Annotated in this window: 22 protein-coding genes; 10 read left to right on the top strand and 12 right to left on the bottom strand. The window is 71.0% G+C overall.

Going from position 1 to position 25,020, the window contains the following annotated elements; all coding sequences use genetic code 11:
- Positions 1-79: 79 nt before the first annotated feature.
- Together AC3IPY_RS02665 and AC3IPY_RS02660 are read right to left on the bottom strand one after the other, a co-directional pair.
- Complete coding sequence (locus tag AC3IPY_RS02665; protein ID WP_489186481.1) at positions 80-1,522, bottom strand: NtaA/DmoA family FMN-dependent monooxygenase; 1,443 nt, start codon at positions 1,520-1,522, stop codon at positions 80-82.
- Positions 1,523-1,682: 160 nt separating this feature from the next.
- Positions 1,683-2,780, bottom strand: a complete 1,098-nt coding sequence (locus tag AC3IPY_RS02660) for a fatty acid desaturase family protein (protein ID WP_489186480.1) — start codon at positions 2,778-2,780, stop codon at positions 1,683-1,685.
- 426 nt (positions 2,781-3,206) lie between these two features.
- Between AC3IPY_RS02660 and AC3IPY_RS02655 the strand changes: the two genes are divergently transcribed.
- Entirely contained in the window at positions 3,207-4,826 is a 1,620-nt protein-coding gene (locus AC3IPY_RS02655) for a stealth family protein (RefSeq protein ID WP_489188417.1), read from the top strand.
- A gap of 9 nt (positions 4,827-4,835) precedes the next feature.
- On the opposite strand, the gene AC3IPY_RS02650 is transcribed toward AC3IPY_RS02655, so the two are convergent.
- The gene (locus tag AC3IPY_RS02650) at positions 4,836-5,780 is read right to left on the bottom strand and encodes a phosphodiesterase (protein WP_489186479.1); all 945 of its coding nucleotides are present in this window, start codon (positions 5,778-5,780) and stop codon (positions 4,836-4,838) included.
- A 218-nt stretch (positions 5,781-5,998) separates the two neighbouring features.
- Between AC3IPY_RS02650 and AC3IPY_RS02645 the strand changes: the two genes are divergently transcribed.
- Positions 5,999-6,283, top strand: coding sequence for a Fe-S cluster assembly protein HesB (locus AC3IPY_RS02645; protein ID WP_489186478.1), 285 nt, complete (start codon positions 5,999-6,001; stop codon positions 6,281-6,283).
- A gap of 90 nt (positions 6,284-6,373) precedes the next feature.
- Here AC3IPY_RS02645 and AC3IPY_RS02640 read toward each other — a convergent pair whose 3' ends face one another.
- The 3 genes from AC3IPY_RS02640 to AC3IPY_RS02630 all read right to left on the bottom strand — a co-directional run bounded on the left by AC3IPY_RS02640 (position 6,374) and on the right by AC3IPY_RS02630 (position 11,527).
- Positions 6,374-6,793: a ribosomal maturation YjgA family protein gene (locus AC3IPY_RS02640; protein WP_489186477.1), complete on the bottom strand. Its 420-nt coding sequence runs from the start codon at positions 6,791-6,793 to the stop codon at positions 6,374-6,376.
- Between the two features lie 14 nt (positions 6,794-6,807).
- On the bottom strand, positions 6,808-8,799 hold the full coding sequence (locus AC3IPY_RS02635) for a DEAD/DEAH box helicase (protein ID WP_489186476.1): 1,992 nt from the start codon (positions 8,797-8,799) through the stop codon (positions 6,808-6,810).
- Between the two features lie 142 nt (positions 8,800-8,941).
- The gene (locus AC3IPY_RS02630; RefSeq protein WP_489186475.1) at positions 8,942-11,527 is read right to left on the bottom strand and encodes an MMPL family transporter; all 2,586 of its coding nucleotides are present in this window, start codon (positions 11,525-11,527) and stop codon (positions 8,942-8,944) included.
- A 132-nt stretch (positions 11,528-11,659) separates the two neighbouring features.
- On the opposite strand from AC3IPY_RS02630, the gene AC3IPY_RS02625 reads away from it, so the two are divergent.
- Entirely contained in the window at positions 11,660-12,238 is a 579-nt protein-coding gene (locus AC3IPY_RS02625; protein WP_489186474.1) for a TetR/AcrR family transcriptional regulator, read from the top strand.
- Between the two features lie 17 nt (positions 12,239-12,255).
- On the opposite strand, the gene AC3IPY_RS02620 is transcribed toward AC3IPY_RS02625, so the two are convergent.
- Positions 12,256-12,777: a MarR family winged helix-turn-helix transcriptional regulator gene (locus AC3IPY_RS02620; protein WP_489186473.1), complete on the bottom strand. Its 522-nt coding sequence runs from the start codon at positions 12,775-12,777 to the stop codon at positions 12,256-12,258.
- Positions 12,778-12,800: 23 nt separating this feature from the next.
- On the opposite strand from AC3IPY_RS02620, the gene AC3IPY_RS02615 reads away from it, so the two are divergent.
- Entirely contained in the window at positions 12,801-13,133 is a 333-nt protein-coding gene (locus AC3IPY_RS02615; RefSeq protein ID WP_489186472.1) for a hypothetical protein, read from the top strand.
- A gap of 65 nt (positions 13,134-13,198) precedes the next feature.
- Here the strand turns inward: AC3IPY_RS02615 and AC3IPY_RS02610 are convergent, their stop codons facing one another.
- Positions 13,199-13,879 (bottom strand): ThuA domain-containing protein, encoded by a 681-nt coding sequence (locus AC3IPY_RS02610; protein ID WP_489186471.1) that lies wholly within the window; start codon positions 13,877-13,879, stop codon positions 13,199-13,201.
- Positions 13,880-13,998: 119 nt separating this feature from the next.
- Between AC3IPY_RS02610 and AC3IPY_RS02605 the strand changes: the two genes are divergently transcribed.
- Together AC3IPY_RS02605 and poxB are read left to right on the top strand one after the other, a co-directional pair.
- Positions 13,999-15,069: a DNA polymerase IV gene (locus tag AC3IPY_RS02605; protein ID WP_489186470.1), complete on the top strand. Its 1,071-nt coding sequence runs from the start codon at positions 13,999-14,001 to the stop codon at positions 15,067-15,069.
- 120 nt (positions 15,070-15,189) lie between these two features.
- A complete protein-coding gene (poxB, locus tag AC3IPY_RS02600) occupies positions 15,190-16,923 on the top strand; it encodes a ubiquinone-dependent pyruvate dehydrogenase (RefSeq protein WP_489186468.1) in 1,734 nt (577 codons plus the stop codon).
- A gap of 67 nt (positions 16,924-16,990) precedes the next feature.
- Here poxB and AC3IPY_RS02595 read toward each other — a convergent pair whose 3' ends face one another.
- Positions 16,991-17,224 (bottom strand): hypothetical protein, encoded by a 234-nt coding sequence (locus AC3IPY_RS02595; protein WP_489186467.1) that lies wholly within the window; start codon positions 17,222-17,224, stop codon positions 16,991-16,993.
- Positions 17,225-17,365: 141 nt separating this feature from the next.
- Here AC3IPY_RS02595 and AC3IPY_RS02590 point away from each other — a divergent pair, with 141 nt between their 5' ends.
- Genes AC3IPY_RS02590 through AC3IPY_RS02580 form a run of 3 tightly spaced genes read left to right on the top strand, consistent with a single transcriptional unit; the run spans position 17,366 to position 19,772 of the window.
- On the top strand, positions 17,366-17,767 hold the full coding sequence (locus AC3IPY_RS02590; RefSeq protein WP_489186466.1) for a group I truncated hemoglobin: 402 nt from the start codon (positions 17,366-17,368) through the stop codon (positions 17,765-17,767).
- A 5-nt stretch (positions 17,768-17,772) separates the two neighbouring features.
- On the top strand, positions 17,773-18,963 hold the full coding sequence (locus tag AC3IPY_RS02585) for a globin domain-containing protein (RefSeq protein WP_489186465.1): 1,191 nt from the start codon (positions 17,773-17,775) through the stop codon (positions 18,961-18,963).
- Positions 18,960-19,772: a DivIVA domain-containing protein gene (locus tag AC3IPY_RS02580; RefSeq protein WP_489186463.1), complete on the top strand. Its 813-nt coding sequence runs from the start codon at positions 18,960-18,962 to the stop codon at positions 19,770-19,772. Before AC3IPY_RS02585 ends, AC3IPY_RS02580 begins: the two co-directional genes overlap by 4 nt.
- A 66-nt stretch (positions 19,773-19,838) precedes the next feature.
- Here AC3IPY_RS02580 and AC3IPY_RS02575 read toward each other — a convergent pair whose 3' ends face one another.
- The 3 genes from AC3IPY_RS02575 to AC3IPY_RS02565 all read right to left on the bottom strand — a co-directional run bounded on the left by AC3IPY_RS02575 (position 19,839) and on the right by AC3IPY_RS02565 (position 22,607).
- Positions 19,839-21,101 (bottom strand): ATP-binding protein, encoded by a 1,263-nt coding sequence (locus tag AC3IPY_RS02575; RefSeq protein ID WP_489186461.1) that lies wholly within the window; start codon positions 21,099-21,101, stop codon positions 19,839-19,841.
- Between the two features lie 168 nt (positions 21,102-21,269).
- Positions 21,270-22,076 carry a siderophore-interacting protein gene (locus AC3IPY_RS02570; protein ID WP_489186460.1) on the bottom strand — a complete coding sequence of 269 codons (807 nt, stop codon included), beginning with the start codon at positions 22,074-22,076 and terminating at the stop codon, positions 21,270-21,272.
- A 75-nt stretch (positions 22,077-22,151) separates the two neighbouring features.
- Positions 22,152-22,607 carry a YdeI/OmpD-associated family protein gene (locus tag AC3IPY_RS02565; RefSeq protein WP_489186458.1) on the bottom strand — a complete coding sequence of 152 codons (456 nt, stop codon included), beginning with the start codon at positions 22,605-22,607 and terminating at the stop codon, positions 22,152-22,154.
- A gap of 254 nt (positions 22,608-22,861) precedes the next feature.
- Between AC3IPY_RS02565 and AC3IPY_RS02560 the strand changes: the two genes are divergently transcribed.
- Positions 22,862-25,006: an NPCBM/NEW2 domain-containing protein gene (locus AC3IPY_RS02560; protein WP_489186456.1), complete on the top strand. Its 2,145-nt coding sequence runs from the start codon at positions 22,862-22,864 to the stop codon at positions 25,004-25,006.
- Positions 25,007-25,020 lie beyond the last annotated feature (14 nt).

The following is a 25,020-nucleotide window of genomic DNA, read 5'->3' as shown; positions in this document are numbered from 1 at the left end:
TCACCGACGCGCGCCGTCACAGCGTGCAACATTCGGCAACACGCTTGCGTCGGCGGCGGCGCGGATCACGGGGCGCTGCTCAGCGCGCGGGCGCCTGCCTGCGCGCGGCATCGCCGCCGTAGGCGGCGGCGACCAGGCCGGGATCACGGCCGGCGGCATGCAGGTTCTCGGGGCGCTCGAGGCCGAGGTGCTCGCGCAACGTGGCGCCCTCGTACTCGGTCGGGAAGACACCGCGTCGCTGCAGCTCGGGCACGACCTGGAAGGCGAACTCCTCGAACTGCGACGGTTGCACGGCCGACAGCACGTTGAAGCCGTCGACCGCACCCGCATCGGCCCAGGCCTCGAACTCGTCGGCGATCTCGGCCGCCGTGCCCACGATCATCGACGCGTTGACGGATGCCGCGACGAGCAGCTGCCGCAGCGAGGGCGGCCGCTCGCCCGCCGGCGCGCGACCGGTGCGCTCGGCGACGATCTCGACGAGCACCTGTCCGGCCTCGCCGAACCGGGAGACGAGGTCGGGGCCGACGAGGTCGTCGGGCGATCGACCGGAGAGGTCGACGCCGACATGCGTCGCCAGCTGCGTCAGCGAACGCTGCGCGGGGAACCCGGCGGGAGGCCCGTCGGGCCAGTCCTCGGCGACCTGCACGAGTTCGGCGAGATCCTCGGCGAGCGCCTGCGCATGCGCCCGTGTCTCGCCGACGATCGGCAGCACGGGCGCGATGACCTTGAGCGTGCGGTCGTCGCGCCCGGACTCGAACGCGAGCGTGCGGAGCTCCTCGCGGATCGACACGGCATGCGCGAGGTCGTTCACGGCGACCAGCGCGAGGTCCGCGCTCTGCGCCGCGAACAGCCGCGACCGCGGCGAGGTGCCCGAGTGCACGATCGGCAGGTGCCCCTGCACGGGGCGGAGCGCGTTCAGCGGACCCGCGACGCTCAGGTGCTGGCCGTGGAAGTCGGTGGCGTGCAGGCGCGACGCGTCGAGGTACGCCCCGCTCGCGACATCCGCCACGATCGCGTCGTCTTCGAACGAGTCCCAGAGCCGGCGCAGCACCTGCTCGAACTCGACCGCGCGGTCGTATCGCGAGCCGTTGGCCGTGTGGAAGTCGTGCCCGTGGTTCGCGGCCGAGCGCGGGTCGACGGCGGTGACGAGGTTCAGGCCGATCCGGCCGCCCGAGAGCACGTCGGCCGACGCGGTCGCCCGGGCGAGCGTGTACGGGTCGGCGAAGTTCGTGTCGGCCGTCGCGATCAGGCCGATGCGCGTCGTGTGCGCGGCGAGATAGGTGACCGCCGAGAGCGGGTCGATGCGGGCGACGAGGTAGGGGTCGACGAACTCGAGGTCGTGCCCCGTGGCGAGCCAGTCGCCGAAGAACAGGTAGTCGAGCCGCGCCTCCTCGGCGACGGCGGCCGTGTGACGCAGCGCGTCGGCGTCGCGGCGCGGGTCGCGGTGCGCCCCCGGGTACCGCCAGCCGGAGGGGTACGCCCCGATCGTCCTGACCATCGCGCCGATGATGAGTCGTGTCATGGTTGCCTCCCTGGGTTCGAAGCTAGGGACGGCGATCGGATGTCGCGAGCACGACCGTCACACGACGGAGCGCGGGGTCACACGACGTCAGCGAACGTCATGTGACGGATGATGCGGCCGATGCCGCGCGGCAGGACGGCCGGATGCCGCGCGGCAGGGCTCAGATGCTCGCGCGCTGCACGAGCATCGGACACTCGAACGGGTCGCGCTCACCGAGGCCCACCCGGTTGATGTACCGCAGCACGATGCCGTACGAGCGCCACAGGCTCGTCTCGGTGTACCGCACGTCGCGGTCGGCGCAGTACGCGCGGATCATGGGGGCGGCCCGGCGCAGGTGCGGCCGGGGCATCGACGGGAACAGGTGGTGCTCGATCTGGTAGTTCAGCCCGCCCATGAGCACGTCGATGAACCGGTTGCCGCGGATGTTGCGGCTCATGAGCACCTGCCGACGCAGGAAGTCGAGCTTCAGGCCCGCCGGCACGAGCGGCATGCCCTTGTGGTTCGGGGCGAACGACATGCCCATGTAGAAGCCGAAGAGGCCCAGCTCGACCGCGAGGAAGACCGCGGCCTTCTCGGGGGCGAGCACGAGGAAGACGAGCACGAGGAACCCGAGGATGCGCACGGCGAGGAAGGAGATCTCGACCGATCGACGGTCGACGTGCCGGCGCTGGAACACGCGGTGCACGCTCGAGGCATGCAGCGAGAGGCCCTCGAGCAGCAGGATCGGGAAGAAGAACGCGCCCTGGTGCGCGATGAGCCAGCGCAGCATCCGAGGGCGCGGTCGGTTCGCCTGGTCGGGGGTGAACGCGACGACCGGGAGGTCGATGTCGGGGTCCACGCCGATCTGGTTGGGGTTGGCGTGATGGCGCACATGCTTGTGCTGCCACCATCCGTAGCTCATGCCGATGAAGAGGTCGCCGACGATGAGGCTGATCCAGTCGTTCCAGCGGCCCGAGCGGAAGATCTGGCGGTGTGCGGCGTCGTGGCCCAGGAACGCCGTCTGCGTGAACAGCACGGCGAAGCCGACGGCGGTGAACATCTGCCACCAGGTGTCGCCGATCCAGATGAAGAACGCGATCGCGGCCGCGAACGCGACCGGCACGCAGATCAGCTTGGTCCAGTAGTAGCCGTAGCGGCGGCGCAGGAGGCCGGCGTCCTTCACGAGCCTCGCCAGATCGGTGAAGTCGTTCGACATTCTGGGGCGGTCGCCTCCGGTTCGCGGCCCGGTGGATCGGATGGAGACGACGTCGGTGTCCATGACGGCCTGCTTTCTCGTCGTCGAGGCTACGCCCATCGACCGCGATCCCCCACGATACTGAGGAAGTCTCACGACACTCACAGGCGCGACGAGATCGATCACCGCGAGAGCCCTCGCCGACGTACGATGTGAACATGGCGCGCACCGTCGGTGCACGCCCCGCGAATCTGACGCGATGGCGCATCCGCGCCGCACGATCATCCGCCGACCGCAGCCGATCGATGAGCCGATCCACCCGGCCGACCGGCCCGGCCGACGCGAAGCCCTCCGCACCCATCCGACGAGACCCAGGAGCACCTCACCGACGTGACGACGAGCGACCACGACGACCGCAGCCAGCCCATCCGCCCGGCGAACCGCCACCGCCCAGGCGAGGCCTTCCGCCGCACCGCGCCGCGATCCGATCCGGGTCTCAGGCTGAGCGACGTGCCCGAGCTCGTGCTCGTGGACTCCCCGGCCGCGCATGCGAGGTTCGACCGCGACGACCTCGTGCTGCGCAAGGGCATGTGGACCCTGCGCAACGGGCACGTCACGCCGCAGGAGTCGATGGTCGAAGACCTGCTGGCCGTGGCATCCGCCCTCGATGACGCCGGCGTCGACCACCTGCTCGTACGCCGCGACGACGACCGCCCGGTGCTCGCCGTCGATCGGGCCCGCCGCAAGGAGGTCACCGCCGCCCTCGCGGCCGCGTTCGCCGGCGAGCCGTTCTACGCGGCCACGGTGGCCCCGGCGAAGTCCGCGGCCGCCGCGCCCGTGCTCGTGGCCGACGGCTCGCTCTCCGCGCACCGCAAGCCGCAGGCCGTGCGCCTCTACCGCCCCCGCATCGAACCCTTCGGGCGCCTGCGCTACGGCGCCGAATCAGCCGTGCAGCTCGAGTTCTGGCGCTTCGGCGACGACGAGATCGAGGCGCCCCTCGAGAACGCCCTCATGCGCCGCACCCTGCCCCGCGGCGAGGCGGTCGACGACGTCGTGCACCTGCACGGGCGCGACTGGCGCACGCTCGAGCACATGTTCGAGCCCCTCGCGAGCGACGTCGACTTCGAGATCGACCTCGTCTTCTCGTGGGTCGACGGGTCGAGCGACGAGTTCCAGCGCGAGCGGGCCAAGCGCATGGCCGCCTACGTCGTGGGCGAGGGCGACGACTCCGAGGCCCGCTTCCGGCAGATCGACGAGCTGAAGTACGCCCTTCGCTCGGTGCACATGTTCGCCCCGTGGATCCGTCGCATCTTCATCGCGACCGACTCCCCCGCCCCGGCGTGGCTGGCGCGGCACCCGAAGGTCACGATCGTGCGCAGCGAAGAGATGTTCGCCGACCCGTCGGTGCTCCCCACGCACAACTCGCACGCCGTCGAGAGCCAGCTGCACAACATCGAGGGACTCGCCGAGCACTTCCTCTACTCCAACGACGACATGTTCTTCGGCCGACCCCTCTCGCCCGGCATGTTCTTCTCCCCCGGCGGCGTGACGAAGTTCGTCGAGGCGGCGACCCGCATCGGACTCGGCGAGACCCACCCCGGGCGCTCGGGCTTCGAGAACGCCGCCCGCGTCAACCGGGCACTGCTGCGCGAACGCTTCGGCAAGGTCACCACGCGGCACCTCGAGCACTGCGCGGCCCCCCTGCGCAAGAGCGTCATGGCCGATCTCGAGGCCGCCTTCCCCGAGGACTTCCGCCGCACGGCCGCGAGCCGTTTCCGCTCGGCGACCGACATCTCGGTCACGAACTCGCTCTACCACTACTACGCGCTGCTCACGGGGCGCGCGGTCGTGCAGACCGACGCCCGCGTGAAGTACATCGAGACCACGCTGAAGCGCGCGCTGCCCGCCATGGAGCGCCTCCTCAAGCGCCGCGACCACGACATGTTCTGCCTGAACGACGGCAGCTTCCCCGAGATCTCGGTCGAGCAGCGCACCGCGGCGGTCATCGACTTCCTCGATCGCTACTTCCCGTTCCCCGCCCCATGGGAGAAGGCGGCGGATGCCGCGGGCTCGGCGCCCGTCGCCGCCGTCGGCGCCTCATCGGACCCGTCGCCCGACCTCACCGCCTGACCTGGGGCGTCAGCCCGCGAGCACCGGGATCGGCATCGTGAACGGCGGGTCCTTCGGCACCGGCGGCGCCGCGGCATCCGTGATCGAGATGCCGGATGCCGCGAGCCGGCGTGCGCTCTCGTCGGCGTCGACCCAGTCGAGCGCGGGCGTCGCGCCGAGCGGCACGACCGAGTGCAGCACGGTCGAGGGGTAGACGTGCACGAGGTTGAAGGCGCGAGCGCCGTCGCGGCCGCGGGTGCCGCCGACGGGCACGTTCAGGTCTTGCGTGTAGCAACTCGCCGAGGCGACCGACACGGGGATGCCCGCGAACGTCGCCGTCGAGGAGTAGTGCAGGTGCCCGGCGATGATCGAGCGGATGTCGCTGCCCTCGACGACCTCGGCGAGCGCCGCCTGGTCGCGCAGTTCGACCGAGACCGCGAGGTCGAGCACGCTCGGCACGGGCGGGTGGTGCATCGCGAGGATCGTGCCGTGCGGCGCCGGGATCGAGAGCTCCTCGGCGAGCCAGTCGAGCTGCTCTGGGGCGACCTCGCCGTGGTGCTGCCCCGGCACGGTGGAGTCCAGCGTGATGACGCGCAGCCCGTTGACGTCGTCGACCCGGTCGACGGGGCGGTACGCGCCGGCCTCGTCGTCGAGCAGCCCGCGGCGGAAGGCCGCCCGGTCGTCGTGGTTGCCCATGACCCAGATCACCTGGGCGCCGAGGCGCTCGGCGACGGGCTCGACGATGCCGCGGATGCGGTCGTACGCATCGGGCTCGCCCTTGTCGGCCAGGTCGCCGGTGAAGACGATCGCCTCCGGCCGGCCGCCGGATGCCTCGAACTCGTCGAAGAGCGTGCGCAGGTGCTGCTCGCTCGCGACGCGGTCGTAGAGCCGCCCGCCACCGGCGAGCAGATGCGTGTCGCTGATGTGCAGGAGGAAGTGGTGGGGCCGCGGGTACTCGGAAACGCGGATGGTCACGGGGAGATCCCATCGTTCGGCGGTGACGCGCGACGTCGGGCGTCGCGCTCAACCTAGCCGAACACGCGAATCTGAACGGCGCATGAAGACGGAGTGTGACCGAGTCGAAACCTTCGAGGGGCGCCCAGTCTGGGACATCCGCTCGCCCGATGCAAGGGGTTGCGAGGCCTCGCAGCGTTCGGAATGGTGGGACATTCGTGATCGCAGAGGAGGAGCACATGCTCACACTGACCGAGAACGCCAGCGCCGTCGTGAAGGAGATCGTCTCCCGCAACGGCGCCCCCGAAGGGTCCGGGCTGCGCATCAACGCGCAGGACACCGCGGCGACGGAGTTCGCCGTCGCGGTCGTGCCGACGCCCGATCCGACCGATTCCGTCGTCGAGCAGGACGGCGCCCGCGTCTACCTCGGCGAGGCGGCGGCGATCGCCCTCACCGACAAGACGCTCGACGCGAAGGTCGCCGACGACGGCCGCGTGTCGTTCGAGATCGGCCTGCAGGGCTGACGCTCGAGAAGCAGGTGAACGGCGGATGCCGCGGGGTCGACGCTCCGCGGCATCCGTCGTGTCAGCTCATGGCCGGCGCCGCCTGACGGGTCAGGTCGCCGGGTCGCCCGAGGGCTCGGCCGGATGCGCCGTGTCGCGGGCCGCCCGGCTCGCGGATCGTCGCGCGGCCGCATGCACGCCGAACAGCAGCACCGCGCCGACGGCGTAGCCGAGGAGGTCGAGCGGATCGAACGAGCTGCCGAAGACGAGGCGCATCGGCGGCGCGGCCGCCACGATGAGCGCTGGGATGCCCGTCAGCTGCAGCAGCTCGATCGCCGAGGAGACGCCGAAGCCGATCACCGCGATGACGGGGCTCGACAGGCGCGGCCGGATGATGGCGACGATCAGGCCGACGAGGCACGCGTACAGCGCACTGCCGGCGAGGTCGATCGCGACCGTGCGCTCGAGCAGCTGCAGGCCGAGGCCTGCGAGCAGCACGACGACGGCCGCGATCGCGCAGCGGACGCGCATCGGGCCAGGCCGGCTCAGTCGTCGCGGCCGGGCTTGTGACGAGGCTTGCGGGCCGGCGCGTCGGCGCCGCCGTCATCGTCGGAAGCGCTGCCGGAGCCGCCCTCGCCGCCCGCGTCGTTCGCGCGGGCGGGGCGGTCGTCGTACGAGCGCGCAGGGCGGTCGTCGCGGTCGTAGCGCTTCGCCGGGCGGTCGCCGCCCCGGTCGTACCGGTTGCCGCTGCCGCGGTCGCCGCGGTCGCCGCGCGACGGGGCGCCGCGGTCGGGCCGCAGCTCGATGAGACGGCCGCTGATGCGCGTGCCGTCGAGGCGCTCGAGGGTCTCACGGGGCAGGTCGGCCGGGAGCTCGACGAGCGAGAAGTCGGGGCGGATCTGGATCGCGCCGAAGTCTTCGCGACGCAGGCCGCCCTCGTTGGCGAGGGCGCCGACGATCTGGCGGGGCTCCACCTTGTGGCGACGCCCCACGGCGATGCGGTAGGTCGCGAGGCGCGGGCCGCCACGGCCACGGCGGTCGCCGCCGTCACGGTCGTCGCGGTCGTACCGGCCGCCGCGGGAGCCGCCGTCGCGGTCGCCGCGATCGCGGTCGCCGCGCGAGCCGCCTGCACGGTCGTCGCGCTCCTTCCACTCGCGGGGAGCGGGGCGCTCCGCCGCGGGGTCGAGCAGCAACGGCGACTCGCCCTGCGAGACCACGGCGAGCGCGGCGGCCACGTCGACCTCGGGCACGTCGTGGTGCTTCATGTAGTGGCCGATGATGTCGCGGAAGCCCGCGATGCGCTCGGTCTGCTCGAGGGCCGCGGTGATGCGGTCGTCGAAGCGCGAGAGGCGCGTGACGTTGACGTCTTCGACGCTCGGCAGCTGCATCTGCGTGAGCTGCTGGCGGGTGGCCTTCTCGATCGCCGAGATGAGGCGGCGCTCGCGCGGGGTCGCGAAGCTGATCGCGTCGCCCGTGCGGCCGGCGCGGCCGGTGCGGCCGATGCGGTGCACGTACGACTCGGTGTCGGTCGGGATGTCGTAGTTCACCACGTGGCTGATGCGCTCGACGTCGAGACCACGGGCCGCGACATCCGTCGCCACCAGGATGTCGAGCTTGCCCGACTTCAGCTGGTTGACCGTGCGCTCGCGCTGGGCCTGGGCGATGTCGCCGTTGATGGCTGCGGCCGAGTACCCGCGGGCGCGGAGCTTCTCGGCGAGCTCCTCGGTGACGCTCTTCGTGCGCACGAAGATGATCATGCCCTCGAAGTTCTCGACCTCGAGGATGCGCGTCAGGGCGTCGATCTTCTGCTGGTGCGAGACCACGAGGTAGCGCTGCGTGATGGTCGCGGAGGTCGTGGTCTTGGTCTTGACCGTGATCTCTTCGGGGTCGTTCAGGTACTGCTTCGAGATGCGGCGGATCGCGCTCGGCATCGTGGCCGAGAACAGGGCGACCTGCTTGTCGTCGGGGGTGTCGGCGAGGATGGTCTCGACGTCTTCGGCGAAGCCCATCTTGAGCATCTCGTCGGCCTCGTCGAGCACGAGGTACTTGAGCTGCGAGAGGTCGAGGGTGCCCTTGTCGAGGTGGTCCATGATGCGACCGGGCGTGCCGACGACGATGTGCACGCCGCGGCGCAGGGCCGAGAGCTGCACGCCGTAGCCCTGGCCGCCGTAGACGGGCAGGATGTGCACGCCGCGCATGCGCGAGGCGTACTTCTCGAAGGCCTCGCAGACCTGCAGGGCGAGCTCGCGCGTGGGGGCGAGCACGAGCGCCTGCGGGCTCTTCTGGGATTCGTCGAGGCGCGCGAGGATCGGGAGCGCGAAGGCGGCCGTCTTGCCGGTGCCGGTCTGGGCCAGGCCCACGACGTCGCGCCCCGCGAGCAGGGTCGGGATGGTGGCGGCCTGGATGGCCGAGGGGGTTTCGTAGCCGACATCGGAGAGGGCCTTGAGCACGGCGCCGTCGAGTCCGAGGTCGGCGAAGCTGATCGCGGCGGGCTCTACGGGAGCCTCGGCCACGACGGGGTTTTCGCCGGAAGTCACATTTCAGCCTAGTCCTGTCGCCTGTGAGGCGTCCGGGTGCCCGCTGTACGCGTCGCGACGCGCGAGCGGATGCCGCTAGCGCAGCGTCGCTCCTCGACCAGCGTGGGCGGGCGGATGTCGCGGAGCGACGGATGCCGCGGGGTCAGTGCGTCGGCGATCCGGTGACGACGATCGCCGGCCCCGAGGCATCCGCTTCGTCGTCGGCGGTGACGAGGTGGTGGCGACGCTCGAGTGCGGCGCCCTCGACGTCGACGTCGGGCATGATGCGGTCCAGCCATTTCGGGATCCACCAGGCCGAGCGGCCGAGCAGGTGCATGATCGCCGGCATCAGGAGCATGCGCACGACGAACGCGTCGATGAGCACGCCGAAGGCCAGGCCGAAGCCGACCGAGCGGATCATCGTGGACTCCGAGAAGATGAACCCGCCGAAGACCGAGACCATGATGAGTCCGGCCGCGACGACGACCGAGCGGCCGGCACGCAGGCCCTGCGCCACGGCGAGGCGCGCGGGCGAGCCGTGAACGTACGCCTCGCGCATGCCGGTCGCGAGGAACAGCTGGTAGTCCATCGCGAGGCCGAACAGGATGCCCACGAGGATCACGGGCAGGAAGCTCAGGATCGGCCCGGTGCTGATGCCGAGCGGCCCTGCGAACCAGCCCCACTGGAACACCGCGACGATCGCGCCGTAGGTCGCGAACAGCGACAGGATGAATCCGCCGGTGGCGATGACCGGCACGAGGATCGAGCGGAACACCAGGATCATGATGAGCAGCGAGATGCCGACCACGACCGCGAGGTAGAGCGGCAGCACGTCGGAGAGACCCTCGGAGATGTCGATGTTGATGGCCGCCTGGCCCGCGACGCCGAGCGCGATGTCGCCGTTCACCGGCGGAAGCGCGCGCAGGTCGCGCACGAGTTCCTCGGTCGAGGCGGCGTTCGGCCCCTCGGCCGGGATCACCTGGAACACGGCGAGCGAGTCGTCGTCTGAGACGTCGACCGCGGCGACCGAGACGACGTCGCTCTGCGCGGCGAGCGTCGAGGCGACGTCGACCTGCAACGCCAGCACGTCGTCGTCGGTCGTGCCCTCTGGCAGTTCGGCCGTGACGAGGAGCGGGCTGTTCGCGCCGGCACCGAACTGCTGCTCGGTGACCGTGAACGCCTCGTAGGCGGCGGATCCGTGCGGCTCGCTCGAGCCGTCGGGCAGGCCGACGCGCATCGAGAGCGCCGGGATCGCGACGACGAGCAGCGCGACGATCGCGACGACGCCCGTGAGCACCGCGCGCCAGGTGGGCATGGCCTTGACGACGGGCGGCTCGTGCCGGTTGCCCTCGCCGAGGTGGGCGCGCACCTTGCGCCGGAGGATGCGCATGCCGAGCAGGCCGAGCAGCGCGGGCGTGAGCGTGGTGGAGATGAGCACGGCGACGGCCACGGCGACCGCGCCGACCGTGCCCATGAGGCCGAGGAACGGGATGCCGGTGACGTTCAGGGCCACGAGCGCGACGATGACGGTCGTGCCGGCGAAGACGACCGCGTTGCCCGACGTGCCGTTCGCGAGCCCGATCGACTCGACGACCTCGGCACCCTGCAGCAGCTGCTTGCGGTGCCGGTTCACGACGAAGAGCGAGTAGTCGATGCCGACCGCGAGGCCGAGCATGACCGCGAGCATGGGCGTGACCGAGGCCATGTCGACGACGCCCGAGAACGCGAGCGAGCCGAGGATGCCGACCGCGACGCCGAAGATCGCGGTGACGAGCGGGAGGGATGCCGCGATGATCGAGCCGAGCATCACGAGCAGCACGATCGCCGCGATGACGAGGCCGACCGCCTCCCCGACGCCGAAGATCTGCGGGACGCCCTGCGAGATGTCGGTCGAGAACGAGACCGAGACGCCCTCGACGGGCTCGTCCGAGAAGTGGTCGATGACCGACTGCTTCGCGTCCTCGGAGAGCTCGAGGCGCGGCACCGTGAACGAGACGTTCGCGATCGCGGTGGAGCCGTCCTCGGAGACGAGGCGGATGCCGTCGGCGTACCCGAGCAGGTCGGAGCCGAGTTCGACCTGCTCGGTGTTGGCCGCGAGCTCGTCGCGGCCGTCGTCGAGCTTGGCCTGCTCGCTCGCGAGCGCCTCGCGCTGCGCGTCGATCTGGGCCCGCTGCGCATCGAGCTGCGCCTGCTGGGCGTCGAGCTCATCGGTCGGCATGCCCGCGGCGACGAGCTGCTCGCGACCGGCGTCGAGCTGCGCCTGAGCGTCGTCGAGCTGGGCCTGGCCCGCGTCGAGCTGCGCGGTTCCGGCGTCGAGCTGCGCCTGCCCGTCGTCGAGCTGCGTGGCGCCGTCGGCGAGCTGCGTGCGACCGTCGGCCAATTGCTGCTGCTGGTCGGCCAGCTGCTGCTGCGCGTCGAAGGGGTCGATCACGTCCTCGACGTCGACGAGGTCGCTGCGGTCGGCGATGAGCGCGCTGATCTCGGACTGCTGCTCGTCGGTGAGGGCCGATCCGTCGTTCGTGGTGAAGACCACGGTGCCGGCGCCGCCGCTGTACTGCGGCATCTGCTCCTCGAGCTCGGCGATGACGTCGCCCGACGCGGTGTTCGGCACGTCGAAGCTCGTCGTCAGACCCTTGAACCCCACGAGGAATCCGCCGACCGCGATCGCCAGCACGACGGTCCAGGCGGCGATGACCACCCACGCCCGTCGCGCCGAGAACTTGCCCAGTCGGTACAGCAGCTCAGCCACGTGAATCCTCTCGCCCGCGATCGAAGGTGCCGATCGACCCGTGCGAGTATACGAGACGCACCGTCTCGTCTTGCTGGGAGAAGCGTGAACGCGGCGACACCTGCGCGATGCGCGGTTGAGTAGCATGTGCAGGTGTCCGAGCATCGACGTGGTCCGGTCCGCAGCGAAGCCGCGCGGATCGCGATCCTCGACGCCACGGCGAGGCTCTTCCAGGAGCGCGGCTACGACCACCTCACCATGGAGGGCATCGCGGCCGAGGCGCACGTCGGCAAGCAGACGATCTACCGCTGGTGGCCGTCGAAGGGCGCCCTCGTGGCCGACTGCCTGCTCGAGGGGCGACTGTTCCGTGAGGGGTTCAGCCCGTCGGACACGGGCGACCTGCGGGCCGACCTCACGACCTGGCTCCGCGGCATCCTGGGCTTCGTCGATCGCGAGGGCGGCGACTCGATGGTGCACTCGCTCATCGCGGCGGCGGGCGACCACCCGAGCGTCGGCGCTCGCCTGTCGGAGCAGCTGGGCGCGAACCAACTCCTCCGCGCCCGCTTCGAGTCGGCCGTCGCCGCCGGACAGCTCTCACCCGACCGCCCGCTCGACGAACTCGGCGACGCGTTCGTCGGCGCCGTCGTGCTGCGGGCACTGAGCCGCACGCCGTCGGATGCCGCGGCCGCGACCAGACTCGTCGACGCCGTGCTCGGCGCCCCGTCCGCCTGACGGGCGCGGCGCCGGACTCAGCCGCGGTCGGAGTCGGCGACGACGTCGGCACCGGGCGAGATGCGCCCGATGAGCGCCGAGAGCTCACTGTGCAGGTGCACGAGGTCGTCGACCTCGACGCCGAGCGCGGCGACGACCTGCTCGGGCACGTGCTCGGCCCGCTCGCGCAGGCGCCGCCCCTCGGGCGTGAGTCGCAGGGCGAGCTGGCGCTCGTCGTGGCTCGAGCGTTCGCGCGTCACGTAGCCGGCCGCCTCGAGGCGCTTCACGAGCGGCGAGAGCGTCGCGGGCTCGAGGCGCACGAGGCGCGCGACCTCGCCGAGCGCGAGCGGCTCCCGCTCCCAGAGTGCGAGCATCACGAGGTACTGCGGATGCGTCAGCCCCATCGGCTCGAGGATCGGCTTGTAGACGCCGATCACGAGCCGCGACGCGACCGCGAGCGCGAAGCAGAGCTGGCGTTCGAGCGCGAGCGGGTCGGCGGCGTCGGCATCGTCGACGCGATCGGCGAATTCGAGTTCAGGGACATCCGTGCGGTTCGTCACAATTCGTTAGTATACTAACGGTTATGGCACGAAGAGAAGCGGATGCCGCGACCACACCCGATCCCGCGAGCGAGACGGCCCCGCCGCGAACCCCGCGCACGCCCACCCGGCTCAACCCGTTCCTCGGCAAGCCGGGCTTCTACAACCGCTTCAACGCGCTGATCTACAACTTCACTGGTCCGGCCCAGGTCGGCATCGGCCGACCGGAGGCGCCGTACGTTCCGCCGGCCGACCCCCGCTGTCCGCTCTGCGGGCAGTCCATGGCCGGGCACCGCATCGACCGCTCCGGCGAGCGCACGCAGGTGCACTGCCCGAGCGGCACGGGCGCCGGCCCCGGCTCAGGCACGGGCGCGTAGCGCGCGACATCCGTCACCCGAACCGGCGCGTCAGCGCGCGGCATCCGCTCGAGGGCAGCCCGCCGCTACGAAGAGACGGGCTCGGTCGCCGCGGCGAGCCAGGCGAGCGCCCGCCCGAGCAGCGCCCGGTGCCCCTCCGACTCGTACGACCTGGCGGCGTGCCCCAGCGCGTCGTACACGAGACGCGAGCGGCCGAGCTCGCGCGCCCAGACGAGCGGATGCCGCGTGCCCTCCACCTCGTGCTCGGCGATCGGCTCGATCGTGCCGAGCAGCCGCAGCCCCGAGTAGCGCTCGTCGTGCACGGTGAAGTCGTCGAGGCCCTCGCGAATGAGATGGTTGCCGACGAGATGCGCCTGCGCCTCGCCGAACGGCGGATGCCACGACTCGACGCGCACCCAGCGCGCGCCGAGCGCATGCTCGTACGACGGGTAGTCGCGCAGGCTCGCCGCGGCCGCATGCATCGCGAGCACGCCGACGCCGCGGTCCAGCGCCCGGTCGAGCGCCTCCGCGGCCGCCGCCACCACGGCCTCGTCTTCGGGCGGCGTGGACTGCGGGTCGCCCGCGTTCACCACGATGAGGCGCACCGCGTCGTCGAGGGCCGCGAGCGCGGCATCCGGGTCATCGGAGACCTCGACGCTGAACCCAGCCTCGCGCACGAAGGCGGCGAGCGCGGCACTCGTCTCGGCGAACGGATGCCACGGGTCGGCGTAGCGCCCGCCGCCGCTGAGGATGACGGCCTCGGTCATGAGCGGCCTCCGGGTCGGCGCTGCTGCGGATCGTCCATGGCGAACCCCCTCGGCGGCGTTCGACCGCACACCGCCGAAGATACTCCTGCACTCCGGGCCCCGCACGGCAGACTTGAGGGGTGGGAGCGTGGGTGCTGCACGTCGACCTCGACCAGTTCATCGCGGCGGTCGAGGTGCTGCGGCGCCCGGAGCTGGCCGGGCTGCCGGTGATCGTGGGCGGGCGGGGCGACCCGACCGAGCGGGCGGTGGTGTCGACCGCATCGTACGAGGCGCGCGAGTTCGGCGTCGGATCGGGCATGCCGCTGCGCATCGCCGCACGCAAGGCGCCGACCGCGGTGATCCTCCCGGTGGACCACGAGGCGTACACCGAGGCGTCCGCCGTGGTCATGGCGACGCTGCGCGAGCAGCCCGGCGCGACCGTGCAGGTGCTCGGCTGGGACGAGGCGTTCCTCGGCGTCGACACCGACGACCCAGAGGCCTACGCCGAGTCGGTGCGACGCGCGGTGCTCGAGCGCACGCGGCTGCACTGCAGCGTTGGCATCGGCGACACGCTCGTGCGGGCCAAGGTCGCCACCGGGTTCGGCAAGCCGCAGGGCGTGTTCCGGCTCACGGCCGGGAACTGGCTCGAGGTCATGGGGCACCGGCCGACGGTCGAACTGTGGGGCGTGGGCTCCAAGATCTCGAAGCGGCTGAAGGCCCTCGGCATCACGATGGTCGCCGAACTGGCCGAGGCCGAGCTCGAGCCGCTCATCGCGGAGTTCGGTGCGCGCATGGGGCCCTGGTATCGCGAGCTCGGGCGCGGCGAGGGCGCCCGGGTCGTCGACGACACCGAGTGGGTCGCCCGCGGCCACAGCCGGGAGACGACCTACCAGCAGGACCTCTCCGAGCCCGCCGATGTCGAGGCCGCGCTGCGGACGCTCGCCGAGGCCGTGCTCGACGACATCGCGGCAGAGGGCCGGCCCGTGATGCGGCTGACGCTGAAGGTGCGGTATGCGCCGTTCCTGACGAAGACGTTCAGCCGCAAGATCCCCGAGACGGCGGACCGCGAGGAGGTGCTGGCCCAGGTGCAGCGGTTCGCCGTGGACCGCATCGAACCCGGCCGGCCGATCCGGCTGCTCGGCCTGCGCGCCGAGATGCCGATGCCCGACGACGCCCGCGACGGCCACACGCCGACGCGCAGCGGCTGGTGAGGGCCCGGCCGGCCTCTCACATCCGACCGTCGTTCTCAAGCCCGGGCAGGATGCCGCGGCCGAGCGTACGGTGGAGGCGCGGCGTCGTCCGGCGCCGGAGTCCCCGGGGAAGGACGCAGGATGTCGCAGACGATCGCCGAACTGTTCGTGCAGACGCTGAAGCGGGCGGGGGTGAGCCGCATCTGGGGCCTGCCGGGCGACTCGCTCAACGCCTTCACCGACGCACTGCGCCGTGATGGCGGCATCCGCTGGCTGCATGCCAGGCACGAGGAGACCGCCGCGTTCGCCGCCGCAGCGGATGCGGCCGTGACCGGAGAGCTCGCGGTCGTCGCCGGCAGCTGCGGCCCCGGCAACCTGCACTTCATCAACGGCCTCTTCGACGCGCAGCGCAGCCGGGTGCCCGTGCTCGCGATCGCCTCGCACATCCCGTCGTCCGAGATCGGCAGCGGGTACTTCCAGGAGACGCACCCGCAGGAGCTGTTCCGCGAGTGCAGCGTCTACTGCGAGCTCGTCGGCGACCCGTCGCAGTTGCCATGGGTGCTCGAGACCGCGATGCGCACCGCGGTCGAGAAGCAGGGCGTGGCCGTGGTCGTCGTGCCGGGCGACGTGTTCTTCCGCGATGCGCCTGCGCGCCGGCCGAGCGCGCCCATCCGCGCCACCCGGCCGCGCGTGCTGCCCTCCCCCGACGAACTGACCGAGGCCGCGGGCGTGCTGAACTCCGCGGCATCCGTCACGATCCTCGCGGGAGCCGGAGTGGCCGGCGCGCACGACGAGGTCGTCGCCCTCGCCGAACGGCTGCAGGCCCCGATCGTGCACGCGTTCCGCGGCAAGGAGCACATCGAGTACGACAACCCCTACGACGTCGGCATGACCGGGCTGCTCGGCTTCGCGTCGGGGTACCGGGCGATGGAGAAGTGCGATGCGCTGCTCATCCTCGGCAGCGATTTTCCGTACCGGCAGTTCTACCCGTCGAAGGCGAAGATCGTGCAGGTCGACCTGCGCGGCGAGCAGCTCGGGCGCCGCACGCCCGTCGACGTCGGGCTCGTCGGCAACGTTCGCGAGACGGCCTCGGCGCTGCTTCCGCTCATCGCCGGCGACCGCAGCGGCAAGCACCTCGAGTCGAGCCTGAAGCACTACGAGAAGACCAGGCGCGAGCTCGACGGGCTCGCGGACGACGACGGCAAGCAACCCATCCATCCCGAGTACCTCGCGCGCCTCATCGACCGGCTCGCCGACGACGACGCGATCTTCACCGCCGACGTCGGGTCACCGGTCGTGTGGACCGCTCGATACCTGCGGATGTCGCGGGGCCGGCGCCTCATCGGATCGTTCACGCACGGCTCCATGGCCAACGCGATGCCGCACGCGCTCGGCGCACAGGGTGCCGCCCCCGGGCGACAGGTGATCGCCCTCGCCGGCGACGGCGGGCTGTCGATGCTCATGGGCGACCTGCTCTCCATCCGCCAGAACGACCTGCCGATCAAGATCGTCGTGTTCAACAACTCCTCGCTGAACTTCGTCGAGGTCGAGATGAAGGCCGCCGGCATCGTGAACTTCGGCACCGAGCTCGTGAACCCGAACTTCGCCGAGGTGGCCGAATCCGTCGGGATCACCGGCATCCGCGTGGAGCACGGCGCCGACCTCGAGGCCGCGCTCGCCCGCGCCTTCGCCGAGCCGGGCGCCGCCCTCGTCGACGTCGTCGTGGCGCGCCAGGAGCTCTCGATCCCGCCGTCGATCACCGCGGAGCAGGTGAAGGGCTTCACGCTCTACGCGCTGCGCACCGTGATGTCGGGCCGCGGCGACGAACTGCTCGACCTCGCCGACACGAACGTGTGGCGGCGCATCTTCGGGTGACGCCGAAGCTTCCGCGCGAGCGGCCGACACCGCGCGCAACCTCGGTCGATCGCCGTCGCCGGACGGGTCAGAAGGCGGCCGAGGCCCACCACACGACGATGAACAGGCCCATCGCGACGAAGACCAGGCCGATGATGAGGAAGACGTTCGCACTCGGGCCACGGGATGCGGCGCGCGCCACGGAGGCTTGGCGCTCGGCCGTGATGGTGTCGGCGAGCCAGCGGCGTCTCACGACGAGCACGACCCCGACGACGAGCGCGAGCGTGGCCCATGCAAGGGCGAAGATCATGCCGGGTTCCACCCCGCCAGCCTACCCGCACCGCCGAGCGCCGGCCGATGGGCCCGGGGAGGCACCGAATCGGGCGAATTCTTTGATCTGATCGTTTGGGGTCTGCTAGGAAAGGGGAGTCCCAAACCCCCCTATTGAATGGACGAACCCGACATGACCTCCCTCGACCTGCAGACCGAACCAGCCCAGAGCGACTACGCGGCCGTCGGCGGCGCACCGGCCGTGACCGCCGTCGTCAACCGGTTCTACGAACTCGTGCTCGGCGACGACCTGCTGGCCGGGCACTTCGAGGGCACCGAGATGGTTCGGCTCAAGCGGCACCAGGTCGCGCTGGTCTCGCAGGTCATGGGCGGCCCGGTCGCCTACGAAGGACGCGAGCTGCGTGCGGCGCACGCCGGCATGGGCATCACGGCCGAGCAGTTCGGCGCCGTCGCCGGGCACCTGATCGCCGCGCTCACCGAGGCCGGGGTCCCGTCCGAGATCATCGACCGCACCGTGGGCGCGGTCGCCGCGACCCAGCCCGACATCGTCGAGGTCCCCGCGGCCCAGGCCTGAAAGGCGTGGACACCGCCGCGCTGAAGCACACCTGGTCGCTGGCCGAGACGCTCGGCGACGAGGTGCCGCTCTTCTTCTACTCGCACCTCTTCTACACGCACCCCGAACTCCGGGCGATGTTCCCGGTCGCGATGGCCACCCAGCGAGACCGGCTCGTCGGCGCCCTCGGGCGCATCGTGTCCAACGTCGACCAGCTCGACGAGGTCACCGCGTTCATCCAGCAGCTCGGCCGCGACCACCGCCGGTTCGAGGTCATCGCCGAGCACTACGACGCGGTCGGCCTCTCGCTGCTCACCACGTTGAAGCACTTCCTCGGCGAGCTCTGGACCCCCGAGCTCGCGGCGGACTGGGCCGCCGCATACGGCGTGATCGCGACCGCGATGGTGCAGGCCGCCGAGGAGTCCGAGCTGAGCAGCCCGTCGTCGTGGGCCGGGCAGGTCATCGGAGTCGAGCGCCGCAGCATGGACATCGCGATCGTGCATGTGCGCCCCGAGCCCGACCTCGCGTTCGAGCCGGGGCAGTCGTTCGCGGTCGAGACGCCGTACGCACCGCGCATGTGGCGGTACTACAGCCCCGCCAACGCGCCCCGCGCCGACGGCACGATCGAGTTCCACGTGCAGCTCGTGGCCGGCGGACAGGTCTCGAGCGCCATCGTGCGGCGACTGAAGGTCGGCGACGTGCTGCGCCTGGGCGCCGCGGTCGGTCAGGAGCTGACCCTCGCCGAGGCGGACCGCGAGCGCGATCTCGTCATGATCGCCGGCGGAACGGGCCTGGCCCCGCTCCGGTCGCACCTGGAACGCCTCGACCTGCAGTGGCAGGCGACCGGGGACGCCCCGCGCGTGCACCTCTTCCACGGCGCCCGCGTTCCGTGGAACCTGTACGAGCACCGTCTGATGCAGAGCCTCGCCGGCCGCCCCTGGTTCAGCTACACGCCGGTCGTGTCCGACGACCCCAGCTACCCGGGTCTCAAGGGCCTGGTGAGCGACGCGGCCGTCGAGGCCGGCGTCTCCCCCGGCGCCCTCGCGATGATCTGCGGGTCGCCGTCCATGGTGCGCCACACCGCCTCCCGGCTGCGCGAGCTCGGTGTGCCGTCGCCCGACATCCGTTTCGAACTGTTCGCCACACTCGATGAGGACGGGCTGCGCGACCCGCAGCCGTCGCCGCTCGTGGAAGAACCGATGGGAAGTGCCCGATGACCACTTGGGACGACGAAGACGAACTCCCGATCCCTCAACCTCCAGCGCCCGAAGGCGGGCTCGTGGCGGCCGTCTCGCACCTGCCGGAGCGGGGCGCCGTGAGCTTCGCCTCGCGGCCGCTCGGCGGCTACGACCGCTCCGAGGTCGACACGTTCGTGGCCGACCTGGCGAAGACCGTCGACGAGGTTCGCGCAGCGCTCGACGACGTGCGCGCAGCGCTCGACGAGAACCGTCGGGAACTGGCGGCGCTTCGAGCCGAGAACACGAAGCTCAAGAGCTCGGACAACGCCGACCTCGAGCACGAGGTCACGCTCGGCGCGGTCGGCCTGCTCTCGCAGGCGCAGATGATCGCCGACAAGGCGGTCGCCGACGCCGAGGCGTACGCGCGCGATCTCGTGCTCACGGCGCGCACGCAGTATCGCGAGGCGCAGGAGCGCACGGCCGAGGCCGCCGGCGCGGCCGGTGCCGGGGCCGCCGGGGCCGCCGGGGCCGCCTCCGGTTCCGCCGGGGCCGCCTCCGCCGAGCCCAGTACGGCCACCGGCAGCATCACGCTGCCGTCGATGCCCGAGATCGAGTACGTGCGCACCTACGCGCAGGTCGCCCAGATCCAGTTGCGCTCGGTGCTCGACGCGCTCACCGAGCAGGTCGATCGACTCGGCACGCTGCCCCAGCCCGAGGCTCCCGAGCCCGCTGTGCACGCGGTCGCCCAAGCGGACGAGGAGCCCGAGGAGGAACCGGACTGGCTGCCGGCGATACCGCCGCAGCCGACGATCCAGCGGCAGACGTACGTCAGTCCAGTGACCCCGTGAACACCGACGGCTCGGCAGGGCGGCGACGCCCCGCCGAGCCGTCGCGGCCTCTGGTGTCGCGGTCGCTCAGGTCCAGAGGCGATCGACTGGCATGACGTGGAGGCGGTCGTCGTACGTGTACGAACGTTCGCCCAGGTACAGGGCGACACCGGCTCTGAACCGGCTTCCCAAGCGATCTCGAAGGCTGCGCATCGGTGCAAGCTCGGCGCCCGCGACGCGACGACCGGCCTTCACTTCGATGCCGACGACGGATCCATCGCGTTGTTCCGCGATGAAGTCGACTTCATCGCCGTCATAGGTTCGCCAATGCCCGACTCCAGCGATCTCGTCGGACCACGAAGCTTGTCGCCCGAGCTCGCCGACGACGAAGCTCTCCAGCAGATGCCCGAACTCTGTCAGTGCGCTCGCGTCGCGTTGAGCCAGGCGTTCCGAGTTCAGCCGGAGCAAGTGCGCCGCAACCCCCGAGTCGACGACATGAACCTTCGGCTTACTGCCGGACCGCGCCGTCAGGGTGGTTCCCCACGCGTCGAGGCGGTGAACCAGGAACAGGGCTTCCAGGACTCGTATGTACCCCTCGATCGTTGCAGAAGTCAATCCCGTATCCGTTGTGGCCTCGGCGGCATTGAGAACCTGCGCCGTCTGACCCGCAAGTCGCTGCAGCAGCCGGGGCAAGGCCGCCGACTGCCGAAGCTTGCTGACATCCTTGGCGTCGCGTTCCAGTGACAGCCGGATGTAGTCGTCGAACCAGCGCCCACGGGAAGCCTCGGTCGGTCGGTCGAGCGCGAGCGGAAATCCTCCGCGAACAATCCGATGGATGTACTCGCCCCGGCTCGTCGTGGACAGACGGGGCGCGATCAGGCCTGATGGATCATGGAACAACTTGGCCAGGAAGTCGTTCTGAGTGCCGTCGATCTCGGCTTGCGTGAAGGGTTGGATCTGCACACGGCTGAGCCGGCCCGTGAGTGATTGGGCGGCCTCGGGCAGGGTCTCATACCGGGTCGATCCCGCGAGAACGAACCGACCCGGTTCCGTGCGCATGTTCAGCTCGGCTTTGATCGCGTCCAGGACCAACGGTGCTTTCTGATATTCATCCACCAACACCGGCGAACTCCCGGACATGAACAGCGCCGGGTCGGACGCGACCGCATCGCGAGTCGCCAGGTCATCCAGATCGACGACCGCAGTTCCAGCATCACGTGCGATCGCGCGAAGCATTGTGGACTTGCCCACGCTGCGGGGCCCTTCGAGGAGAAGAACCGGCTCTTCATCCATTCGATCGCGTGCAATGGCAGCAGCTCGCCGGATGATGGTTTCACGCGATGCGGTCATCGTCTGATTCTAGCGCTCATCGCTTGCTGGTATTGAATTTTCGAGGCGGCTGTAATTGAATTTGCGAGCCAATCGGAATTGAATTTACGCACCATCCGTACTTGAATTCTCGAGGTACGCGAAGCTGAATTCTCGAGCAGGAACGCATCACCGCGTTCGTGCCAGATGTCAGCCCGCGTCGCCCTCGGCGAGCGCGAAGTCGGCCTTCCACTCGCGGAACGACTCCTCGGTGCGGCCCCGACGCCAGTACCCCGAGATCGAGAGCTGATCGCGACCGAGACCGCGCTCGGTGCGCAGGTACGGCCGCACGCCGCGCATGACCTCCTCGGCCTCGCCGTGCACGAACGCGTGCGCTCGGCCGTCGAGCCAGTCGACGGCGCGCACGGCCTCGGCGAGCAGGCCCTCGCCGGTGCCGCCGTCTCGGTGCAGGAACACGACGGATGCCCCGCTCGGCAGGGCGAGCCCCGGTTCGTGCGCGGCGGACTCGACGAGCACGACGACCCTTGCCACGGCATCGGCGGGCAGCACCTCGAGTGCCGCCGCGATGGCGGGCACCGCCGACTCGTCGCCGGCGAGCAGGTGCCAGTCGGCGTCGGCATGCGGCCGGTACGCTCCTCCGGGCCCGTTCGCGAGCAGGATGTCGCCGGCCTGAGCCTTCGCCGCCCATGGGCCCGCGACCCCCTCGTCGCCATGCACGACGAAATCGATGTCGAGCGTGCCCGCCGCGACATCCGGATGCAGCGCCGTGTACGTGCGCACCACCGGGAGGTCTTCGGCGGGCATCGTGGCGCGCAGCTCCCGCACGTCGATCTGCTCGGGGTAGACGACGCCCGGCTTGGGGAAGACGAGCTTGAGGTAGCGATCGGTGAATGCGCTGCCGGCGAACGCCGAGAGGTCGTCGCTGTGCAGGTGGAGCCTGCGGAGGCTCGGCGTGATCCAGGTGGCGCCGGTCACGGCGAGACGAGTGGTGGGCATGCTCCCATCAGATCACGCCGGGGCGGGCGGGCGGCGCGCCGACGGAGAATCGGTCGGCGGGCTCGGCGGCTGAAGTCACGCCGACGCGGTTTCCGCCCCACGCAGGTCGTCGACGAGCTTCTCGATGCGGCGCTGCCGCGTCGGCTGCGTCTTGGCCTGGTCGATGACCCGCATGTGCTGTCGACGCTGGCTGATCGTGAGGGCGTCGAAGCTGGCGCGCACCGCAGGATCGACCTCCAGCGCGGCGGCGACGTCGTCGGGCACGTCGACATCGACCGGCTCCGCCGCGAGCTCGAGCTGCACGGCGACCTCCTCGCCGACCACGAGCCCGGCGGCAGCACGGTTGGCGCTGCTCAGGCCGATGAGGTTGCGGCCGAGCATGATCGCGACCCGTGTCTCCCACGAATACCCGTTGACGGTGACGGTCACCCGCGGGCGCCTGCCCCCGCCGAGTTCGTCGACCGCCGCCGCGGGCACCTCGAGGCCCTTCATCTTCTCGTGCGGCTCCACGACCGCCCGGAACTGCGTCATCGATCCACCTCCTCGGCCGTCGCAGCGACCGCTCTCGTGGGCCGCACCGAATGCGTGCGCCATGCGGGTCGCCGATCGTCGCCACGAGCATAGACGAGGACCTGATTCGACCGCGCGACCGCCGCCGGACGGTCCGCGGATCGTCCAGATAGTGCGGTCTCCTGTGCATTCCGGACCGATGCTCCCCCTGCTCGGATGGGGAACGTCCATTCGCGACCCGACGCGTACAACCGACGATGAAGTCAGGAGCTGGAATGTATCCACGACGAATCTCGACCGCGACCATCGCGGTCCTCGTCTCCATAGGGGCGGTGACGGCACCCGCGACCGCAGCGGTTGCCGCACCGGCGACGGCCCTGCCCGTCGCATCCGCACCGTCATCGGCGATGGGGGCTGCGGCCCCGATGTCGGTCGGAGACCCCTCGCTGAGCCCCACGCCGTACCAGGGTTGGAACACCTACTACGGGCTCGGCGGCGACTTCTCCGCCGACTCGGTGCTCGAGGTCGCCGACTTCCTGGTGTCGTCCGGCCTCGCCGATGCAGGCTACGACATCGTGTGGCTCGACGGTGGCTGGCAGGCCGACGTGCCCCGCGGTGAGGACGGCATCCTCGCCGTCGACACGGAGCGGTTCCCCGACGGCATGGACGGTCTCGCCGACGCGATCCATGCGAAGGGACTCCGGGCGGGCATCTACACCGACGCTGGGCCCTACATCCCGGGCAGTTGCGGTCTCGGCAGCCACGGCTATTACCAGACCGACGCCGACACCTTCGCCGCCTGGGGGTACGACGCGGTCAAGGTCGACTTCCTGTGCGGGATCACCGCGGGCCTCGACCCCGAGACGGTGTACACGGAGTTCGCCGAGGCGCTGCGCAACAACAGCAGCGATCGACCGATCAACTTCAACCTGTGCAACCCGGTCACCTCGCCCGACTGGGGCCACTATCCCGAGGATCAGCAGTCCACGCACTCCTGGAGCTATGCGCCCGGGATCGCCGAGTCCTGGCGTACGTACACCGACAGCGGCTTCGTCGGCATGATGAAGTACTCCGACGTGCTGCGCAACTACGACGCGAACGCGCGCCATCCGGAGGCCGCCGGCCCCGGGCACTGGAACGACCCCGACTATCTCGGCCCGGAGCTCGGCATGAGCGACGAGGAGTTCCGCACGCAGATGTCGCTCTGGGCGGTGGCGGCCGCGCCGCTCGTCATCGCGAGCGACCCGCGCACGCTCAGCGAGGCTTCGCTGGCGGCGCTGCTCGACCCCGATGTCCTGGCGATCAACCAGGATCCCCTCGGCAAGCAGGCCACTCGCATCGGCGACGCCGGCACCGCCGAGACCTGGGCCAAGCCGCTCGCCGACGGGTCGGTCGCCGTGGCCCTCCTCAATCGCAGCGCGGCGCCCGCCGAGGTATCGACCACGGCGAAGGCCGTGGGCCTGACCGGAGCGCGCTTCGAGATGAAGGATGCCTGGACCGACGCGGTCACCGAGTCCAAGGGCACGCTCCGTGCCGTCGTCCCGGCGCACGGCACGACGCTGCTCCGCGTGGAGCGCGCGCACGGCCTGCCAGAGGTGCCGCGGCTCATCGTGGGCGCGCCGACGGTCACCGCGGTCGACGGCGAGACGGTCACCCCGACGGGCTCGCTGCTCGTCGCGGGCGGCTCGACGCTGCAGGCGACGGTGGCCCTGCGCAATGACGGCACGACGCCCGTGCTCCTGCCCAAGCTGCGGCTGGACGTGCCGGACGGATGGACCGTCGCAGCGAGCGGGCGAACGCCCGCGCTCGTCGCGGCCGGCCGGTCGGACGAGGCGCGGTTCACGATCACCGTGCCCGCCGCGGCAGGCGCCGAACGCTATGAGGCGACCGCGACGGCGACGTTCTACCCGCTGAAGCTGTCCTCGAAGAAGGTGACCGTGACCTCGGCGCCGCTCGCCACGACCGTCGCCCCCGCTCCGCCGAGCGGGCCAGGCCTGCCGCTGTCCCACCACACGTGGGTCGAGGGCACGAGCGGCTGGATGGAGCCGGCCATCGACGAGAGCGTCGGCGGCGGCAACCCCATCCGGGTCGCGGGAACGACGTATGAGACGGGCATCGGCGTGGCGAGCCCGTCCGACATCCGCTACTACCTCGGCGGGGCCTGCACCGCACTCACGGGGCTCGCCGGCATCGACGACGTCGTGGACGGCGTCGGCCCCGACGGCGGCACGGCGACGTTCCAGCTCATCGGCGACGGCGTGACCCTCTGGGAGACCGGGGTGGTCTCGCGGGGCACGGCCGCCGAGTTCGACGTCGACGTCTCGGGCGTGCGCGAACTCGTGCTGCACGTCGGCGACGGCGGTGACGGCGGGTACAACGATCGCGCCGACTGGGCCGCACCCACGATCACCTGCGCGTGACGGCGTAGCGCATC

This window comes from Agromyces sp. GL_144 (assembly GCF_057834305.1).
Note: the sequence above shows the minus strand (reverse complement) of the source record. Positions and strands in the feature narration are given on the sequence as shown.

Coding starts and splice junctions, on each gene's coding strand:
- AC3IPY_RS02665 (WP_489186481.1), bottom strand. CDS start 1,522: ATGACACGACTCATCATCGGCGCGATGGTCAGGACGATCGGGGCGTAC.
- AC3IPY_RS02660 (WP_489186480.1), bottom strand. CDS start 2,780: ATGGACACCGACGTCGTCTCCATCCGATCCACCGGGCCGCGAACCGGA.
- AC3IPY_RS02645 (WP_489186478.1), top strand. CDS start 5,999: ATGCTCACACTGACCGAGAACGCCAGCGCCGTCGTGAAGGAGATCGTC.
- AC3IPY_RS02640 (WP_489186477.1), bottom strand. CDS start 6,793: ATGCGCGTCCGCTGCGCGATCGCGGCCGTCGTCGTGCTGCTCGCAGGC.
- AC3IPY_RS02615 (WP_489186472.1), top strand. CDS start 12,801: ATGGCACGAAGAGAAGCGGATGCCGCGACCACACCCGATCCCGCGAGC.
- AC3IPY_RS02610 (WP_489186471.1), bottom strand. CDS start 13,879: ATGACCGAGGCCGTCATCCTCAGCGGCGGCGGGCGCTACGCCGACCCG.
- poxB (WP_489186468.1), top strand. CDS start 15,190: ATGTCGCAGACGATCGCCGAACTGTTCGTGCAGACGCTGAAGCGGGCG.
- AC3IPY_RS02590 (WP_489186466.1), top strand. CDS start 17,366: ATGACCTCCCTCGACCTGCAGACCGAACCAGCCCAGAGCGACTACGCG.
- AC3IPY_RS02580 (WP_489186463.1), top strand. CDS start 18,960: ATGACCACTTGGGACGACGAAGACGAACTCCCGATCCCTCAACCTCCA.
- AC3IPY_RS02575 (WP_489186461.1), bottom strand. CDS start 21,101: ATGACCGCATCGCGTGAAACCATCATCCGGCGAGCTGCTGCCATTGCA.
- AC3IPY_RS02570 (WP_489186460.1), bottom strand. CDS start 22,076: ATGCCCACCACTCGTCTCGCCGTGACCGGCGCCACCTGGATCACGCCG.
- AC3IPY_RS02565 (WP_489186458.1), bottom strand. CDS start 22,607: ATGACGCAGTTCCGGGCGGTCGTGGAGCCGCACGAGAAGATGAAGGGC.
- AC3IPY_RS02560 (WP_489186456.1), top strand. CDS start 22,862: ATGTATCCACGACGAATCTCGACCGCGACCATCGCGGTCCTCGTCTCC.